The 15,938-nt window shown below is 60.0% G+C and carries 14 protein-coding genes; 8 read left to right on the top strand and 6 right to left on the bottom strand.

Going from position 1 to position 15,938, the window contains the following annotated elements; all coding sequences use genetic code 11:
• Positions 1-7: 7 nt before the first annotated feature.
• The 5 genes from AC3IUF_RS08080 to AC3IUF_RS08060 form a co-directional block, all read right to left on the bottom strand.
• Positions 8-1,096 (bottom strand): flagellar basal body P-ring protein FlgI, encoded by a 1,089-nt coding sequence (locus AC3IUF_RS08080; protein WP_042704956.1) that lies wholly within the window; start codon positions 1,094-1,096, stop codon positions 8-10.
• Positions 1,097-1,123: 27 nt separating this feature from the next.
• Positions 1,124-1,819 (bottom strand): flagellar basal body L-ring protein FlgH, encoded by a 696-nt coding sequence (gene flgH, locus AC3IUF_RS08075; RefSeq protein WP_007920116.1) that lies wholly within the window; start codon positions 1,817-1,819, stop codon positions 1,124-1,126.
• A 52-nt stretch (positions 1,820-1,871) separates the two neighbouring features.
• Positions 1,872-2,657: a flagellar basal-body rod protein FlgG gene (gene flgG / locus AC3IUF_RS08070; RefSeq protein WP_007920118.1), complete on the bottom strand. Its 786-nt coding sequence runs from the start codon at positions 2,655-2,657 to the stop codon at positions 1,872-1,874.
• Positions 2,658-2,702: 45 nt separating this feature from the next.
• The gene (locus tag AC3IUF_RS08065) at positions 2,703-3,443 is read right to left on the bottom strand and encodes a flagellar basal body rod protein FlgF (protein WP_007920119.1); all 741 of its coding nucleotides are present in this window, start codon (positions 3,441-3,443) and stop codon (positions 2,703-2,705) included.
• A 272-nt stretch (positions 3,444-3,715) separates the two neighbouring features.
• The gene (locus AC3IUF_RS08060; RefSeq protein ID WP_007920121.1) at positions 3,716-5,278 is read right to left on the bottom strand and encodes a sigma-54-dependent phenylalanine hydroxylase transcriptional regulator PhhR; all 1,563 of its coding nucleotides are present in this window, start codon (positions 5,276-5,278) and stop codon (positions 3,716-3,718) included.
• Positions 5,279-5,651: 373 nt separating this feature from the next.
• Here AC3IUF_RS08060 and phhA point away from each other — a divergent pair, with 373 nt between their 5' ends.
• From phhA to AC3IUF_RS08030, 6 genes are all read left to right on the top strand, one after another.
• On the top strand, positions 5,652-6,443 hold the full coding sequence (phhA, locus tag AC3IUF_RS08055) for a phenylalanine 4-monooxygenase (RefSeq protein ID WP_007920123.1): 792 nt from the start codon (positions 5,652-5,654) through the stop codon (positions 6,441-6,443).
• Between the two features lie 117 nt (positions 6,444-6,560).
• On the top strand, positions 6,561-6,917 hold the full coding sequence (locus tag AC3IUF_RS08050; protein ID WP_003222798.1) for a 4a-hydroxytetrahydrobiopterin dehydratase: 357 nt from the start codon (positions 6,561-6,563) through the stop codon (positions 6,915-6,917).
• Complete coding sequence (locus tag AC3IUF_RS08045) at positions 6,917-8,110, top strand: amino acid aminotransferase (protein WP_489280850.1); 1,194 nt, start codon at positions 6,917-6,919, stop codon at positions 8,108-8,110. The genes AC3IUF_RS08050 and AC3IUF_RS08045 overlap by 1 nt, the downstream gene beginning before the upstream one ends.
• Positions 8,111-8,377: 267 nt before the next feature.
• Positions 8,378-8,509 carry a hypothetical protein gene (locus AC3IUF_RS08040; RefSeq protein ID WP_016987951.1) on the top strand — a complete coding sequence of 44 codons (132 nt, stop codon included), beginning with the start codon at positions 8,378-8,380 and terminating at the stop codon, positions 8,507-8,509.
• Between the two features lie 70 nt (positions 8,510-8,579).
• Positions 8,580-8,762 carry a hypothetical protein gene (locus tag AC3IUF_RS08035; RefSeq protein ID WP_042704957.1) on the top strand — a complete coding sequence of 61 codons (183 nt, stop codon included), beginning with the start codon at positions 8,580-8,582 and terminating at the stop codon, positions 8,760-8,762.
• A 114-nt stretch (positions 8,763-8,876) separates the two neighbouring features.
• Positions 8,877-10,064, top strand: coding sequence for an MFS transporter (locus AC3IUF_RS08030; protein WP_447787518.1), 1,188 nt, complete (start codon positions 8,877-8,879; stop codon positions 10,062-10,064).
• On the opposite strand, the gene arfB is transcribed toward AC3IUF_RS08030, so the two are convergent.
• Positions 10,061-10,474 carry an alternative ribosome rescue aminoacyl-tRNA hydrolase ArfB gene (arfB, locus tag AC3IUF_RS08025; RefSeq protein ID WP_007920134.1) on the bottom strand — a complete coding sequence of 138 codons (414 nt, stop codon included), beginning with the start codon at positions 10,472-10,474 and terminating at the stop codon, positions 10,061-10,063. The genes AC3IUF_RS08030 and arfB overlap by 4 nt on opposite strands.
• 455 nt (positions 10,475-10,929) lie before the next feature.
• On the opposite strand from arfB, the gene AC3IUF_RS08020 reads away from it, so the two are divergent.
• Positions 10,930-11,193: a PAAR domain-containing protein gene (locus tag AC3IUF_RS08020; protein WP_007920142.1), complete on the top strand. Its 264-nt coding sequence runs from the start codon at positions 10,930-10,932 to the stop codon at positions 11,191-11,193.
• A 117-nt stretch (positions 11,194-11,310) separates the two neighbouring features.
• Positions 11,311-15,936: an RHS repeat-associated core domain-containing protein gene (locus AC3IUF_RS08015; protein ID WP_489280849.1), complete on the top strand. Its 4,626-nt coding sequence runs from the start codon at positions 11,311-11,313 to the stop codon at positions 15,934-15,936.
• Positions 15,937-15,938: the final 2 nt, after the last annotated feature.

The following is a 15,938-nucleotide window of genomic DNA, read 5'->3' as shown; positions in this document are numbered from 1 at the left end:
GTCGGCCTCAGATCACGATCAGGTCGGCTTGCAACGCGCCGGCCTGCTTCAAGGCTTCGAGAATGGCCATCAAGTCACCCGGTGCCGCGCCGACCTGGTTCACCGCCCGCACGATCTCGTCGAGGGTGGTGCCCGGGCCGAACTTGAACATCGGTTTGGCTTCCTGCTCGGCATTCACCCGCGAGCGTGGCACGACAGCGGTCTGGCCATTGGACAGCGGGCCCGGCTGGCTGACGATCGGGTCTTCGGTGATGGTCACGGTCAGGCTGCCGTGGGTCACGGCGGCTGGCGACACTTTCACGTTCTGGCCGATGACGATGGTGCCGGTACGCGAGTTGATGATGACTTTCGCCACCGCCTGACCCGGATCGACTTCGAGGTTTTCCAGGATCGACAGGTAGTCGACGCGCTGGCTCGGATCGAGTGGCGCGGTGACGCGGATCGAACCGCCATCGATGGCTTGCGCAACGCCAGGGCCGAGCATGTCGTTGATCTTGTCGACGATACGTTTGGCGGTGGTGAAGTCGGAACGGTTGAGGTTCAGCGTCAGACTGTTGCCCTGGTTGAAACCGCTCGGCACCGAGCGCTCTACCGAGGCACCGCCCGGAATGCGACCGGCCGACGGAACGTTGACGGTGATCTTCGATCCGTCACGGCCCTCTGCGTCGAAACCGCCAACCACCAGGTTGCCCTGAGCGACTGCGTAGACGTTGCCGTCGATACCCTTGAGCGGGGTCAGCAACAGCGTACCGCCGCGCAAGCTCTTGGAGTTACCGATCGAGGACACGGTAATGTCGACCTGCTGACCGGGCTTGGCGAACGCCGGCAAGTCGGCACTGATCGACACCGCCGCGACGTTTTTCAACTGCACGTTGCCCGATCCCGGCGGCACTTTGATGCCGAACTGCGAGAGCATGTTGTTGAAGGTCTGCAGGGTGAACGGGGTTTGCGTCGTCTGGTCGCCGGTGCCGTTAAGCCCGACCACCAGGCCGTAACCGATCAACTGGTTGGAACGCACGCCGGAAATGCTGGCGATATCTTTCAGCCGCTCGGCGTGGGCACCAAAAGCGGCGGACATCAGGGTCGCCGCCAGCATGAAGCTTTTCAGATTCAACGTAGCCACCTAGAAAGGGAACAGCGGGCTGAGGAAGAAACGGTCGAACCAGCCTGGCTGACTCGTATCGGCAAACGCGCCGGTACCCGAGTAGGTGATGCGTGCATCGGCGACCCGGGTCGACGACACGGTGTTGTCCGTGGCGATGTCATCGGCGCGCACCAGGCCGGCGATGCGCACCAGCTCGTCACCGGTGTTCAGCGTCAGCCACTTCTCGCCACGCACGGCGATAATGCCGTTGGGCAGCACGTCAGCGACGGTCACGGTGATCGAACCGGTCAGGCTGTTGCTCTGCCCGGACTTGGCGTCGCCCTTGGTCGAACGGTCAGCGCTATAGCCGGCGTTCAGACTCAGGTCACCGCCACCAATCGGGTTGTTGGTGGTCAGGCTGGAGCCGAACAACGAAGTCAGACCGACACTGTTATCGCTGTTCTTGTCCATCTGCGAGTTGGCGTTCTTGCTCGCCTGCGTGCGCTCGTTCAGGGTGATGGTGATGATGTCACCGACCCGGAAAGCCTTGCGGTCGCTGTACAGGTTCTGCTCGAAGCCGGCCTGATAGATCGAGCCATTATTGGCGGCAGCCGGCAACGGCGTGCGCGGCAACACCGGGGCGTAGTAAGGGTCATTGGGCTTGGGCGTCGGGGCGACGCAGCCCGCGAGCGAGACGACCCCACTCAATGCCAGAACAGATACAAAGCGATTCATGACCCTACCTCACGGTGTTGCAGGCGACCTCATGGCCGCCTCATAGACTTGATTACAGATTCTGCGTTACGAACGAGAGCATCTGGTCAGCGGTGGAGATCACCTTGGAGTTCATCTCGTAAGCGCGCTGAGTGGTGATCATGTTGACCATCTCCTCAACGGTGCTGACGTTGGAGGTTTCCAGGGTGTTCTGCAGGGTGGTACCGAAACCGGCCAGACCCGGGGTGCCGACTTGCGGCGCGCCGGAAGCGGCGGTTTCCAGGAACAGGTTGTTACCCACGGCTTGCAGACCGGCCGGGTTGATGAAGTCAGCGGTTTGCAGGTTGCCGATCACCTGCGACGCAGCGTTGCCGGCGACGGTGATGGACACCGTGCCGTCACGGCCGACGGTGAAGGTCTGGGCATCGTTCGGAATGACAATGGCCGGTTCCAGAGCGAAACCACTGGCGTTAACAATCTGGCCATTGGAATCGAGGTGAAAGGTACCGTCACGGGTGTACGACGTGGTGCCGTCCGGCTGCAGAATCTGGAAGAAACCGCGACCGTCGATGGCCATGTCCAGCGGCTGCTCGGTGGTTTGCAGGCTGCCGGCGGTGAAGTTTTTCTGGGTGCCGACAATGCGCACACCGGTACCCAGTTGCAGACCCGACGGCAGTTCGCTGTCCTGGGTCGACTGGGCGCCTGGTTGACGCTTGATCTGATAGAGCAAGTCCTGGAACTCGGCGCGATCACGTTTGAAACCCGTGGTCGACACGTTTGCCAGGTTGTTGGAAATGGTGGTCAGGTTGGTGTCCTGGGCGGACAGACCGGTTTTGGCAACCCATAGAGCCGGAAGCATTCGATTCTCCTCGTGCGCCTGTTTTACGGCGCGACGTTCTGATAATTAGCTGATCTGCAAGACCCGAGCCATGGCCTGGTCGTCGTCTTTGGCGGTGTTCATCATTTTGACGTGCAACTCGAACTGCTTGGCCAAGGCCAGCACCGAGGTCATCTCTTCAACGGCGTTGACGTTGCTCGACTCAAGGAAACCCGACACCAGCTTGACGTTGGCATCGGCCGGCGCAGGCTGGCCGTCCTTGGTGTAGATCGAGCCGTCGAGGCCCTTGTTCATGTTCTTGATGTCCGGGTTGACCAGTTTGATCCGGTCGACTTCCGCCATGACGCGCGGGCCTTCGCCCATCGCACGAATACTGATGGTGCCGTCTTCACCGACTTCGATCTGCTGCTCGGGCGGCACGGCGATCGGACCGCCGTTGCCGATCACCGGCATGCCGTTGCCGGCGCGCAGCACGCCGAGGGCGTCGACGTTGAGGCTGCCGGTGCGCACGTAGCTTTCGCCGCCGTTAGGGTTCTGTACGGCAATGAAACCGTTGCCGGTCACCGCGACGTCGAGGTCGCGGCCGGTCTGCACCAGCGAGCCCGGGGTGAAGTCGGTGGCGGGCCGTTCGCTCATGGCAAACGCACGCGCCGGAAAGCTGTCACCGAACACCGGCATCGAACGCGCCTGCTCCAGGTCGCGCTGAAAACCGTTGGTGGAGATGTTCGCCAGGTTGTTGGCATGCGCCTTTTGCGCCAGCGCATTCTGGCTGGCGCCGGTCATTGCCACATAAAGGTACTTGTCCACACTCTTTCCTCTGCATGCCGGACGTTTGCCGCCCACCGCTGTACTGCTGAGCCATAAGCAATTTGCAGACCAACTTTTTTCTGGCGCACAAAGGCCCGGTAAACAAAGGACTTGAGGGATGGCGAGAGGAAATTTGAAATGTATCGAAGTCGAAAAACCGGCGGTGTTATGCCGCTTGGCGGCAAAAGATCAAAAGATCGCAGCGTGCCGCAGCTCCTACATTTGAAATGCGTATTCCTGTAGGAGCTGCCGAAGGCTGCGATCTTTTGATCTTAAGCTTCGGGATCTTTGCCGACCTCATATTCACGCAGCTTGTTGGCAATCGTGGTGTGCGAAACCCCCAGCCGCTTACCCAACTGCCGACTGCTCGGATGCTCGGAATACAGCCGCTCCAGCACTGCTTTCTCGAAGCGCCCGACAATCTCGTCCAGCCCACCCTCCAGCGAGAAATCGCCAAGCGGCTGACGCACGCCGTAATCCGGCAGACGAATATGCTCAGCTTTCACCGTGCCGCCGTCGCACAGCGAAACCGCCTGGAACAACACGTTCTCCAGTTGCCGCACGTTGCCCGGCCAGTGGTAATGACTGAGGCGATCCATCGCCGCCGGCGCCAGTTTCGGCAGCGAGCAGCCGATCTGCCGACTGGCCTGATCAAGAAAATGCTCTACCAGTGGGGTTAACCCGTCGAGGCATTCGCGCAGCGGCGGGATGTGCAAGGAGAGCACGTTCAAGCGGTGATACAAATCCTGGCGAAACTCGCCCCGTGCGCACAGCTCAGACAAGTCCACCTGGGTGGCGCAGATCACCCGCACATCCAGATAAACCTCTTCATCACTGCCGACCCGGCGGAAGCAACCGTCCTGCAGAAAACGCAGCAACTTCACCTGCAAGCGCGGACTCATTTCACCGACACCGTCGAGAAACAGCGTGCCGCCCGCGGTCAACTCCAATAGCCCAAGCTTGCCCTCAGCGCGCGCGCCTTCGAACGCACCCGGGCCATAACCGAACAACTCGGTCTCGGCCATCGACTCGGGCAGGCCGGCGCAGTTAAGCGCCATCAACGGCGACTGCCCGCGCGGACTGGCGAGGTGGCAGGCACGCGCCAGCAACTCCTTACCGGTGCCGGTTTCGCCTTCAATCAATAGCGGCGCATCCAGTGGTGCCATACGCCGCGCTTCCCGCACCACGGCGGCCATGACTTTCGAACTCTGGAAGATGCTGTCGAAGCCACGCAACTCTTGCTTGCGCACGTTGTAGATGCGCTCGCCAACGCGATCGGCGCGATGCAAGGTCAGCACGGCACCGGCCATCGCTTCACTGTCGTCGTGCTCCGATTGCAGCGGTGCGATGTCGGCCAGAAAGATGTCGCCCTTGACCTTGACCCGCATGCCATTGATTCGCGATTTATTCGCGCGCACCAGCTCCGGCAAGTCGAAATCTTCGGCGTAGCGCGACAACGGAATCCCCGGCACCTCATCAACGCGCACACCGAGCAACTGCGCCGCCGCGCGGTTGGCCGCGACGATCGAGCCACCCATGTCGATCGACAACACCGGAAACTCCAGTGCGCCGAGCAGCGCATTCAACTCCATGTGCCGTCGTTCGCTGGGCATCAGCCCTACCCGCTTGACGCCAAACACCCCGGCGATCGCTTCGAACTTGGGGCGCAGCGCTTGAAACTGAATATTGATCAGGTTCGGACAGTGCAGGTAGATCGCATTGCCATGCTCGCCACCGACCTCGCCGCGCGCGACGTTGATCCCATAGGCAACCAGCAGGTTGAGAATGTCGCGCAGGATGCCGATGCGGTTCTGGCAGTGGACTTTGATGCGCATATAAATCGCCCGAATAAACGATGAGAAACCTGTAGGAGTGAGCCTGCTCGCGATGGCTTTGGGTCAGTTGGTATTGATGCTGACTGATACACCGCTATCGCGAGCAGGCTCATTCCTACAGGGGACCGCGCCAGACTTTTCTATGGTGGCACGCAGATAGTTGTCAAGATTATGTGACAGCCATCGGCCTTTTCAAACCTGTGAATCACCGTAAAAGCGAGATATCCGTCAAACCGTAACGATAACTTTACGAATTAGAGAGAAATTTCCTACGCGCAGGCCATTCAACCTGCTGCACATCAACCCGCTCTCAGGTAATTCTGAATCCATCGCTGGACATAACAAGAACGAATTCCCCTAGCAGGAGAGCAGTATGAAGCAGACGCAATACGTGGCCCGCGAGCCCGATGCGCAAGGTTTTATCGACTACCCCGCCGAAGAACATGCGGTGTGGAACACGCTGATCACTCGCCAGCTAAAAGTGATCGAAGGGCGTGCCTGCCAGGAATACCTGGACGGTATCGAAAAACTCGGTCTGCCCCACGACCGCATTCCGCAACTCGGCGAGATCAACAAGGTGCTCGGCGAGACCACCGGTTGGCAGGTCGCCCGCGTGCCGGCACTGATCCCCTTCCAGACGTTTTTTGAACTGCTGGCCAGCAAGCAATTTCCGGTCGCTACATTCATTCGTACCCGCGAAGAGCTGGACTACCTGCAAGAGCCGGATATTTTCCACGAGATCTTTGGTCACTGCCCGTTGCTGACCAACCCGTATTTCGCCGAATTCACCCACACCTACGGCAAACTCGGTTTGCAGGCCACCAAGGAAGAACGCGTTTATCTAGCGCGTCTGTACTGGATGACCATCGAGTTCGGCCTGGTCGACACCCCACAAGGCAAACGCATCTACGGCGGCGGCATCCTGTCCTCACCGAAAGAAACCGTTTACTCGCTGTCGGACGAGCCTGAGCATCAAGCCTTCGATCCGCTCGAAGCCATGCGCACGCCGTATCGCATCGACATCCTGCAACCGCTGTACTTTGTCCTGCCGAACCTCAAGCGTCTGTTCGATGTGGCCCATGAAGACATCATGGCCATGGTTCGCCAAGGCATGCAGCTGGGTCTGCACGCACCGAAATTTCCGCCGAAACCGAAAGCCGCGTGAACCGCGACTTTTGCTGACAATTGAGCCTGTCAGTCGCCGCCACTTTGGTTTAGCGTGACGGCATTGACAGCTCAAACGCTTTAATAAAAAAAACACACTCGATTTCAGGAATACACCATGTCGACTTTGAACCAAGCCCACTGCGAAGCCTGCCGCGCCGATGCGCCACAAGTCAGCGACGAAGAACTGCCGATCCTGATCAAGCAGATCCCTGACTGGAACATCGAAGTGCGCGACAGCATCATGCAACTGGAGAAGGTCTTCCTGTTCAAGAACTTCAAACACGCACTGGCCTTCACCAACGCTGTCGGCGAGATCTCCGAGGCCGAAGGTCATCACCCGGGCCTGCTGACCGAGTGGGGCAAAGTCACTGTGACCTGGTGGAGCCACTCGATCAAAGGTCTGCACCGCAACGACTTCATCATGGCCGCGCGTACTGACGAAGTGGCCAAGACTGCAGAAGGACGCAAGTAATGCATTTTGACGCCATCGGCCGGGTACCCGGCGACCCGATCCTCGGCTTGATGGAGGCGTATGCGCAGGACAGCAACCCGCGCAAATTCGACTTGGGCGTTGGCGTCTACAAGGACGCTCAGGGCCTGACGCCAATCCCGGAAGCGGTGAAACTCGCCGAAGCGCGCCTCGTCGAAAGCCAGGACACCAAGACCTACATCGGTGGCCACGGCAACCCGCTGTTCGGCAAAGCCATCAACGAGCTGGTGCTCGGTGCCGACTCGAAGCTGATTGCCGAACAACGTGCCGGCGCTACTCAGACCCCGGGCGGCACCGGTGCCCTGCGTCTGGCCGCCGACTTCATCGCCCAATGCCTGCCGGGCAAAGGCGTGTGGCTGAGCAACCCGACCTGGCCGATCCACGAAACCATTTTCGCCACGGCCGGGGTCAAGGTCAGTCACTACCCATACGTGGGCAGCGACAACCGCCTCGACGTCGAAGCCATGCTCGCGGTGCTCAACGAAGTGCCGAAAGGTGATGTGGTGCTGCTGCACGCGTGCTGCCACAACCCGACCGGTTTCGATTTGAATCATGACGACTGGCAGCGTGTACTGGACGTGGTGCGCAGCCGCAATCTGCTGCCACTGATCGACTTTGCCTACCAGGGCTTTGGCGATGGCTTGGAGCAGGATGCCTGGTCAACCCGCTTGTTCGCGGCAGAAGTGCCCGAGCTGCTGATCACCAGTTCCTGCTCGAAGAACTTCGGCCTGTACCGCGACCGTACCGGTGCGCTGATCGTCTGCGCGAAAACCGCCGACAAGCTCATCGACATCCGCAGCCAACTGGCCAACATCGCTCGCAACCTGTGGTCGACGCCACCGGATCACGGTGCGGCAGTGGTCGCGACCATCCTCGCCGATCCAGAACTGAAAGCCCGTTGGGCCGATGAAGTGGAAGCCATGCGTCTGCGTATTGCGCAACTGCGCAGCGGCCTGGTTGAAGCGCTGGAGCCGCACGGCTTGCGTGAACGTTTTGCGCACATTGGTGTGCAACGCGGGATGTTCTCTTACACCGGGCTGTCGCCGGAGCAAGTGAAACAACTGCGTGAGCATCACAGCGTGTACATGGTCAGCTCGGGCCGGGCGAACGTTGCCGGTATCGACGCTACGCGCCTCGCCTTGCTGGCCGAAGCCATCGCCAGCGTCTGCAAATAATCCCTCCCATTGCTCGCTCCCACGCTCCGCGTGGGAATGCAGCCCGGGACGCTCTGCGTCCCAACAGCGGACGCAGAGCGTCCATTGAGGCATTCCCACGCAGAGCGTGGGAACGATCAATCTCTCGTCTGGGCCTCCCCTGCGGCCATCTGTCGCATTAATTTGAATTAAAAGTCTGATTGTCATTTTTCCTGCTGTATCCTGCGCAGGCTTTCAAGAAGCGCGGATCTACCAGATCTATCAACAGACTTAGCGAGGAGCGCAACCATGCACGAGATTCCTAATCTCCCCTTCCCAAGCCTGCACGTACCTGAGCAGACGACCACGCAACAAGCCGGCGCGGGGCAACCCGAGCCGAAAGAAGCCGTTGAGAGCCGCCCGGCCGACAACGAAGAGTAAGACCCGTCGTACAGACCGTGTGGAAAGCGCTAACATGCGCTTTCCACACTGCCTGAACCCCGAGCCCGCCATGACCGACGAATTCTCCGAAAGCCAAGCTGCCGTACTGATCGGCGCCACCGAGAAAATGATCGAGATCTGGAACCGTCTCTCGCCCGAGAAACAAGCCGCCCTGCTCGCCCGTTTCGGCACAGAGGAAAACGCCCTGGCCGCGCTGGTCACCACGCAGCTGGTTGCCCCCGCCAAACCTTGATGTCGCCATCCAGCAAATAGTTTTACTTTTCCCGCCCCAGATCCGTCGGCGTCGGTATCATAAGCAGCCTATCTAATCTGCCGTTCCCGTGGATCGTTACCCATGTCGTCCTCTATGCCAGAACCCCAGCGCCCCCTGGCGGTTACGCTGCAAGTCGTTTCCATCGTCCTCTTCACCTTTATCGGATACCTGAACATCGGTATTCCGCTCGCGGTATTGCCGGGCTATGTCCACAGTGACCTGGGCTTTGGTGCGGTGATCGCCGGTCTGGTGATCAGCGTGCAATACCTCGCCACCCTGCTCAGCCGCCCGTACGCCGGCAAGATCATCGACAACCAGGGCAGCAAACGCGCGGTGATGATTGGCCTCGCCGGGTGTGGCTTGAGCGGTGTGTTCATGCTGATTTCGGCGTGGACACCGAGCATGCCGATGCTCAGTTTGATCAGTCTGTTGATCGGTCGACTGGTGCTGGGCAGCGCGGAAAGCCTCGTCGGCTCCGGCTCGATCGGCTGGGGCATCGGCCGGGTCGGCGCAGCGAACACCGCCAAAGTGATTTCCTGGAATGGCATCGCCAGTTATGGCGCACTCGCGGTCGGCGCACCGTTCGGCGTGTGGCTGGTCGGCCAGTTGGGATTGTGGAGCATGGGCGTCAGCATCATCCTGCTCGCCGCACTGGGCCTGTTGCTGGCCTGGCCGAAAACGCCGGCACCGATTGTCGCCGGCGAGCGTCTGCCGTTCATGCATGTGCTCGGTAAAGTGTTTCCCCATGGCTGCGGTCTGGCGCTGGGCTCGATCGGCTTCGGCACCATCGCCACCTTCATCACCCTGTATTACGCGACTCAGCATTGGGACAACGCCGTGTTGTGCCTGAGCCTGTTCGGCGCCAGCTTCATCGGCGCGCGGCTGCTGTTCGGCAACCTGATCAACCGCCTCGGCGGCTTTCGCGTGGCGATTGCCTGTTTGTCGGTGGAAACCCTTGGTCTGCTGCTGTTGTGGCTGGCGCCGGACGCGCACTGGGCGCTGGCCGGTGCGGCGTTGAGCGGGTTTGGTTTCTCGCTGGTGTTCCCGGCGCTGGGCGTGGAAGCGGTGAATCTGGTGCCCGCATCCAGCCGTGGCGCAGCGGTCGGCGCCTATTCGCTGTTCATCGACTTGTCGCTGGGGATCACCGGGCCGCTGGCCGGGGCGATTGCGGCAGGCTTCGGTTTTGCGTCCATCTTCCTGTTCGCCGCCCTCGCCGCGCTAAGCGGATTGGCACTGAGCGTGTATCTGTACAAGCACACCGCCAAGTATCGCGAAGACTAGAAGTCCACTTTGCCGCGCCCGGCCTTGATGCTGCCGCGCTTGGTTTTCGATTCGAGCCGACGCTTCTTTGAGCCGAGGGTCGGCTTGGTCGGACGGCGTTTCTTTTCGACTTTGGTCGCGCTGAGAATCAGCTCGACCAGACGCTCCAGCGCATCGGCGCGGTTGGCTTCCTGCGTGCGGTATTGCTGGGCCTTGATGATCAGCACGCCATCGCTGGTGATGCGACTGTCACGCAGCGCCAGCAGCCGCTCCTTGTAGAACTCGGGCAACGACGAGGCCGGAATGTCGAAGCGCAAGTGCATGGCGCTGGAGACCTTGTTGACGTTCTGCCCACCGGCGCCTTGCGCGCGGATGGCGGTCAGTTCGATCTCGGCATCCGGCAGATGCACGTTGTTGGAAATCACCAGCATGGAAAAGCGTCCGTAATCAGAGCGCGCAGGATACCGCGAAACAGACCTCGAACCTGCTGAAGATCCACTGCCGGCCTTCCCCTGTTCGCGATGAAGCCAAAGCAATCGCCATCGATTTGTCAGAAATCGATCAGCCGCCCAAGTGCGCAACTTCTTGCGCACCTGTCGTCAAAAAAACGCCCGTCAATAGTCTCCAGCCCATGTCACACGGGCCCTGTAGCCGAGTGCGCAAGAAGTTGCACAGCACTGCGCAACTTCTTGCGCACTTTGAACCGTTTTCCCCTGCAAAAATCGATTTATCCCGCAGTCATCCGGCGCAAACCCTTGCTGCGTAATGGCCATATAGTGGCTGGCACGGATTTTGATATCAAATCGGCACTAACGCCTGCTGAACGCAGGCAGGAAAGACAGGATTGCTCGCCGAGCCAGCCATCCTCGGTCAAAGGAATGACGCAATGAAAGACGCAATTCGCTTGGGCGACTCCACCACTCACGGTGGCAAAGTCCTCGAAGCCTTCTCCCGCACCGACCTCAACGGCAAGCCGATTGCCGGGGTCGGGCACAAGGTCAGCTGCCCGTTGTGCAAAGGGGTTTTCCCGATTGCCGAGGGCAGCAGCACCTATACCGTCGATGGCACCCCTATCGCACTGGACGGCATGAAAACCGCCTGCGGCGCCGCCTTGATCGCCAGCGGCCCGAAAGGCGCTGTCGTCAGCTAATCCCGTTTTTTCACTTTGATGCGTACCTCTGTGAGGCGGCTTGTTGTCGCCCGCTCGCTGAGGTCTTCAACTTTTTGCCCGCAAAGCCCGGCCCTTGTTGGCGGGTGAGATGCCGTAATGACCACTGAAACTGCTGTCGCAAAACGTGAGCCCCAAGCTGCCATCGTTCCACTCAATGCCATCGACGTTCAGGACGTCGCCAGCAGTGCAGCGGCTTTCGACGCCTGGCTGCAATCCGCCACCGATGGTGTGGTTACGCTTGACCGGATCAAGAACTACGCCGGTTTCTTGCCGGTGGTCGGCAACATCATGGCACTGGTCGATGCGCTGAGTGACATTGTCACCCTGTCGGACGCCAAGCAACGCGACTTGCTCACCTGGGCCAGCCTTGGCATCAACCTGATCGGCGTCTTGCCGTTGCCGCCGTCGATGGCAGCGGCGCGCATGACCCTGCGGCCGACGCTGTTTCTGGTACGTCAGGAGATGAGGGCCAGCGGCAAGTTGTTGCTCAGCACTTCCGTGATCGAGGTGCTGGTCGGTCACCTGAATGCCTCGATCATCGGCACCCTCGATGACTTTGTTGAGCAAGCCAAAGGCAAGTTACCAGGGATTCTGGCGGACGCTGGCAAGCTCGGCGAACAAATCATCAACGAGATTGCCACCGGTATCGAAACAACAGCCCTTGGCCGGCTGGATGCCAAGGGTGATCTGGAGGAAGCCAGCGCAAGAGCAAGCGTCGGGCGCGGCCAACTCCTCAACGACCCCCTCGCGACGGCCGACAACTTTTTAGCGGCCGCCAACAGCGCCTTGAAAGCGGCAGGCAAGGGCCTGGCCAACAGCGTCGCGCAGAATCTGGTGTCGACCAAGCTCCAGACACAGATCACCACCGAGACCGGCAAACTGCGCGCGATGGGCCCGGAACTGCGCACGCAGTTGAGCAAGCTCGACGATAAAAACGTGCAGAATTCCATCGGCTGGCTGCTGCAGATCCTCTCCAGCGCCGTGACCCTGTGGCGCAAGCGCAATGCCCATGGCCAGAACGCTGCGGTCCATACGGAGAAGACCGGTAAGGCCACGCACACGGCTGCGGAAGGCGAGTTGGGCGCTAACAACAAGCAAGTCCCAGCGAAAAGTGCGCCTAATCCGGAGAAAGGGCCCTGTAAATGCGCCACTGAATTCAGCATCAACTTCGCCCTGGGTTCGGAAAGCCTCAGCCATACCGATTTCAGCCTGCCCGGCCCCTTCCCGATCGAATGGACGCGCACCTACAACTCGCGCCTCGATGCCTACGATCAGAGCGAACTCGGCGCTCGCTGGATCAGCGAATTCACCACGCGTTTCGACTGCATGGACGATGGCCTGACGTTCTACGGCGCTGACGGCCGCGACCACAGTTATCCGTTGCCAAAAGTCGGCCTGTTCCACTACGACGCCATCGAAAACATCACCCTGGTCCGCAACAGCGAAGATCAGTTGCTGCTGTGCCGTGGTTTCGAACGCAAAGAAACCTACGTCCGCCGTGGCCAGCGCTTTGTGCTGAGCAATATCTCGCTGCGCAACGGCGCCGGGATGATGCTGCATTACGAGCATCGTCACGGCGAACACTCGCTGCTCTCCGACCTGATCACCTATCAGGAAAACGACTTCACCAAAGTCCATTTGCACCTCGGCACGATGCTCGACGATCACGGCCGGCTTATCGGCCTTTGGCAGATCGTTGACGGCGAACCGCTGCGCCAGCTCTGCGCCTACCAGTACGACGCCTATGGCGACCTGATTCAGGCGCAGGACGAGAACGGTGCAGTCTGGTCGTATCAGTTCCAGCATCACCTGATCACCCGCTACACCGACCGCACCGGGCGCGGCATGAACCTGCAGTGGGATGGTCAGAACGCCAAGGCCAAAGCCGTGCGCGAATGGGCCGACGACGGCAGTTTCGACACGCGCCTGGAATGGGACGAGAACATTCGTCTGACCTACGTCACCGACGCGCTCGGCAACGAGACTTCGCACTACTACGACATCCTTGGCTACACCTATCGCATTCGCTACGCCGACGAGCGTTCGGAATGGTTCTTCCGCGACGAGGCGAAAAATATCGTGCGCCGCGTCAATGCCGACGGCAGCACCGATCGCTACAGCTACGATGAACGCAGCAACCTGCTCGAACACATCCGCGCCGATCACACGGTGATGCATTACGCCTACGACGATCAGGACCTGCTGATCAAGATTAGCGACGCCGAGGGCGGACAATGGCAGCGCGCCTATGACGATCAAGGCAACCTGGTCGAAGCGCTCGATCCGCTCGGCAACAAAACCGAATACGCCTACAACAAATCCGGCCAGCCCACCGCGATCAAGGACGCCAACGGCAACGAAAAGACGTTGGACTACAACGACGCCGGGCAACTGGTCGAGTACGTCGACTGCTCGGGCAAAACCAGCGCCTGGGACTACAACGAACTGGGGCAAATGGTCTGCTTCACCGACGCTGCCGGCAACGCCACCGAATACCAATACAAGGCCGGCCAACCGGTGCTGATCAAGCACCCGGACAAGACCGAAGAGCGCTTTGAGCGAGACGCCGAAGGTCGGCTGTTGGCGCATGTCGACGCTCTCGATCGCTGCACCACGTGGAGCTACAGCGCCGCCGGTTTGATCGCCGAACGCATCGACGCAGCCGAACAAACCCTGCGCTATCGCTGGGATCGTCTCGGACGGTTAACGGCGCTGGAAAACGAAAACGAACAACGCGCGCACTTCCACTACGACCCGGTCGGACGCCTGCTCGAAGAGCGCGGTTTCGATGGGCGCAGCACGCGTTATCAGTACGACCCGCTCACCGGTCGCCTCGCGCAATCGATCAATGGCCAACGCGTCATCTCGTTGAGCTTCGACCCGATGGGCCGTTTGACCGAGCGTCGCGCCACTCTGGGCGACCAGTCGCAAAGCGAAACCTTTGCCTACGATGGGAACGGCAACCTGGTGCTGGCCGACAACGCCGACAGCCGTCTGCAATGGTTTCACGACCCGGCCGGCAATCTGCTGCGCGAACACCAACATTACCTCGGACTGGAAAAACCCACCGTCGCGATCTGGCAACACGAGTACGACGTGCTCAACCAACGAGTCGCCAGCGTGCGCCCCGACGGCCACCGCGTCAGCTGGCTGACTTACGGCAGCGGCCACCTGCTGGGCCTGCGCCTCGATGAACACGAACTGATCGGCTACGAGCGTGACGACCTGCACCGCGAAGTCGCCCGCCATCAAGGCAACCACCTGCTGCAAACCCAAAGCTGGGACCCGGCCGGCCGCTTGCAGGAACAGTTGCTGGGACGCAGCGACGACAAATCCACCCTGCTCAAACGCGAGTACAGCTACGACGCCGCCGGCCAACTGACCGACATCAACGACAGCCGCCGCGGGCCGCTCGCCTATCGCTACGATCCGGTCGGCCGACTGCTCAGCGCCACCACACGTCAAGGCGTGGAAACCTTCGCCTTCGACCCGGCCGGCAACCTGCTCGACGACAAAGCGACAGAAATTCGCCGCCCACTGGACCTGCCCCCACCACGCAGCAAACTGGTCGATAACCTGCTGCGCGAATACGCCGGCACCCACTTCGAGTACGACGAACGCGGCAACCAGATCCAGCGCTGGCACAACGGCCAACGCAGCGATCTACAGTGGGATTTGTTTGATCGACTTGTGCATTTCGAAGACCCGCGCCTAAGCGTGGATTTCGCCTACGACGCACTGGGACGCCGCCTGCACAAAAAATCCCGCGCGCATTACAAACAACGTCCTGAAGCAGGTTCCCTCTGGAACAGAAACGAGCACGCGCGCAAACAACGCGAACTCGGCTGCGGCTTCACCTTGTACGGCTGGGATGGCGACAACCTCGCCTTTGAAAGCAGCCCAGCGCAAAGCGATGGCGAACCGGGTCGCACGGTGCACTACGTCTTCGAACCGGGGACTTTTGTCCCTGTGGCACAGGCTGTGCGGCACGCGCCGATCGATCTGATTAGGCTGCCGGATTACAGTGGTGAATACAGCCTCGATGACGACCCGGTATGGAATCACAAGGCAACGGCTTTACCGTTTGATGCGTTGGCCTGGTATCAGTGTGATCACCTCGGCACGCCGCAGGAATTGACGGACTCGCAAGGCAACCTTGCCTGGACCGCGCAGTACAAGGCGTGGGGGCAGGTGACGGAGCAGCGCTCGGAGTGGGCGCGGCAGCATGGCGTGATGAACCCGATACGGTTCCAGGGGCAGTATCACGATCATGAGACGGGGCTGCATTACAATCGGTATCGGTACTATGATCCGGGGGTTGGGCGGTTCATCAGTAAGGACCCAATAAGTTATGAGGGTGGCATAAATATTTATCAGTATGCCCCGAATCCTATGGGGTGGGTCGATCCTTTAGGATTGGCAGCCCACAGAGGACGTATTCAAGCTCAAGGTGCCAAGCTTGAAGAGTCTGTCGCATGGAACCAAGATACGCCTCTGACCGCTAGCGACGCTAAGAAAAAGCTTGAGGAGTTGAAAGGAAAACTCAATAAAAAAGACCTCGCAGCCCGACAGGATGCATTCAAGAAGGCGGACAAATATATTGACAATGCGGCTAAGTGCGGCGGAGCGGATGCGCATATCAGTCAGACGTTCAAGGTAAAAGATACCAAAAGTGAGCGCGTTGATATCGAAGTAATTACTGGCAAAGCATTTGTGGAGTAGGG

It is taken from the genome of Pseudomonas sp. KH_040, from assembly GCF_057839305.1.
Note: the sequence above shows the minus strand (reverse complement) of the source record. Positions and strands in the feature narration are given on the sequence as shown.

What these genes read in the sequence shown, in the direction of transcription:
- AC3IUF_RS08080 (WP_042704956.1), bottom strand. Translation starts at nt 1,096, where the DNA reads ATGCTGGCGGCGACCCTGATGTCCGCCGCTTTTGGTGCCCACGCCGAG.
- flgH (WP_007920116.1), bottom strand. Translation starts at nt 1,819, where the DNA reads ATGAATCGCTTTGTATCTGTTCTGGCATTGAGTGGGGTCGTCTCGCTC.
- flgG (WP_007920118.1), bottom strand. Translation starts at nt 2,657, where the DNA reads ATGCTTCCGGCTCTATGGGTTGCCAAAACCGGTCTGTCCGCCCAGGAC.
- AC3IUF_RS08060 (WP_007920121.1), bottom strand. Translation starts at nt 5,278, where the DNA reads ATGCGCATCAAAGTCCACTGCCAGAACCGCATCGGCATCCTGCGCGAC.
- phhA (WP_007920123.1), top strand. Translation starts at nt 5,652, where the DNA reads ATGAAGCAGACGCAATACGTGGCCCGCGAGCCCGATGCGCAAGGTTTT.
- AC3IUF_RS08050 (WP_003222798.1), top strand. Translation starts at nt 6,561, where the DNA reads ATGTCGACTTTGAACCAAGCCCACTGCGAAGCCTGCCGCGCCGATGCG.
- AC3IUF_RS08045 (WP_489280850.1), top strand. Translation starts at nt 6,917, where the DNA reads ATGCATTTTGACGCCATCGGCCGGGTACCCGGCGACCCGATCCTCGGC.
- AC3IUF_RS08040 (WP_016987951.1), top strand. Translation starts at nt 8,378, where the DNA reads ATGCACGAGATTCCTAATCTCCCCTTCCCAAGCCTGCACGTACCTGAG.
- AC3IUF_RS08035 (WP_042704957.1), top strand. Translation starts at nt 8,580, where the DNA reads ATGACCGACGAATTCTCCGAAAGCCAAGCTGCCGTACTGATCGGCGCC.
- AC3IUF_RS08030 (WP_447787518.1), top strand. Translation starts at nt 8,877, where the DNA reads ATGCCAGAACCCCAGCGCCCCCTGGCGGTTACGCTGCAAGTCGTTTCC.
- arfB (WP_007920134.1), bottom strand. Translation starts at nt 10,474, where the DNA reads ATGCTGGTGATTTCCAACAACGTGCATCTGCCGGATGCCGAGATCGAA.
- AC3IUF_RS08020 (WP_007920142.1), top strand. Translation starts at nt 10,930, where the DNA reads ATGAAAGACGCAATTCGCTTGGGCGACTCCACCACTCACGGTGGCAAA.
- AC3IUF_RS08015 (WP_489280849.1), top strand. Translation starts at nt 11,311, where the DNA reads ATGACCACTGAAACTGCTGTCGCAAAACGTGAGCCCCAAGCTGCCATC.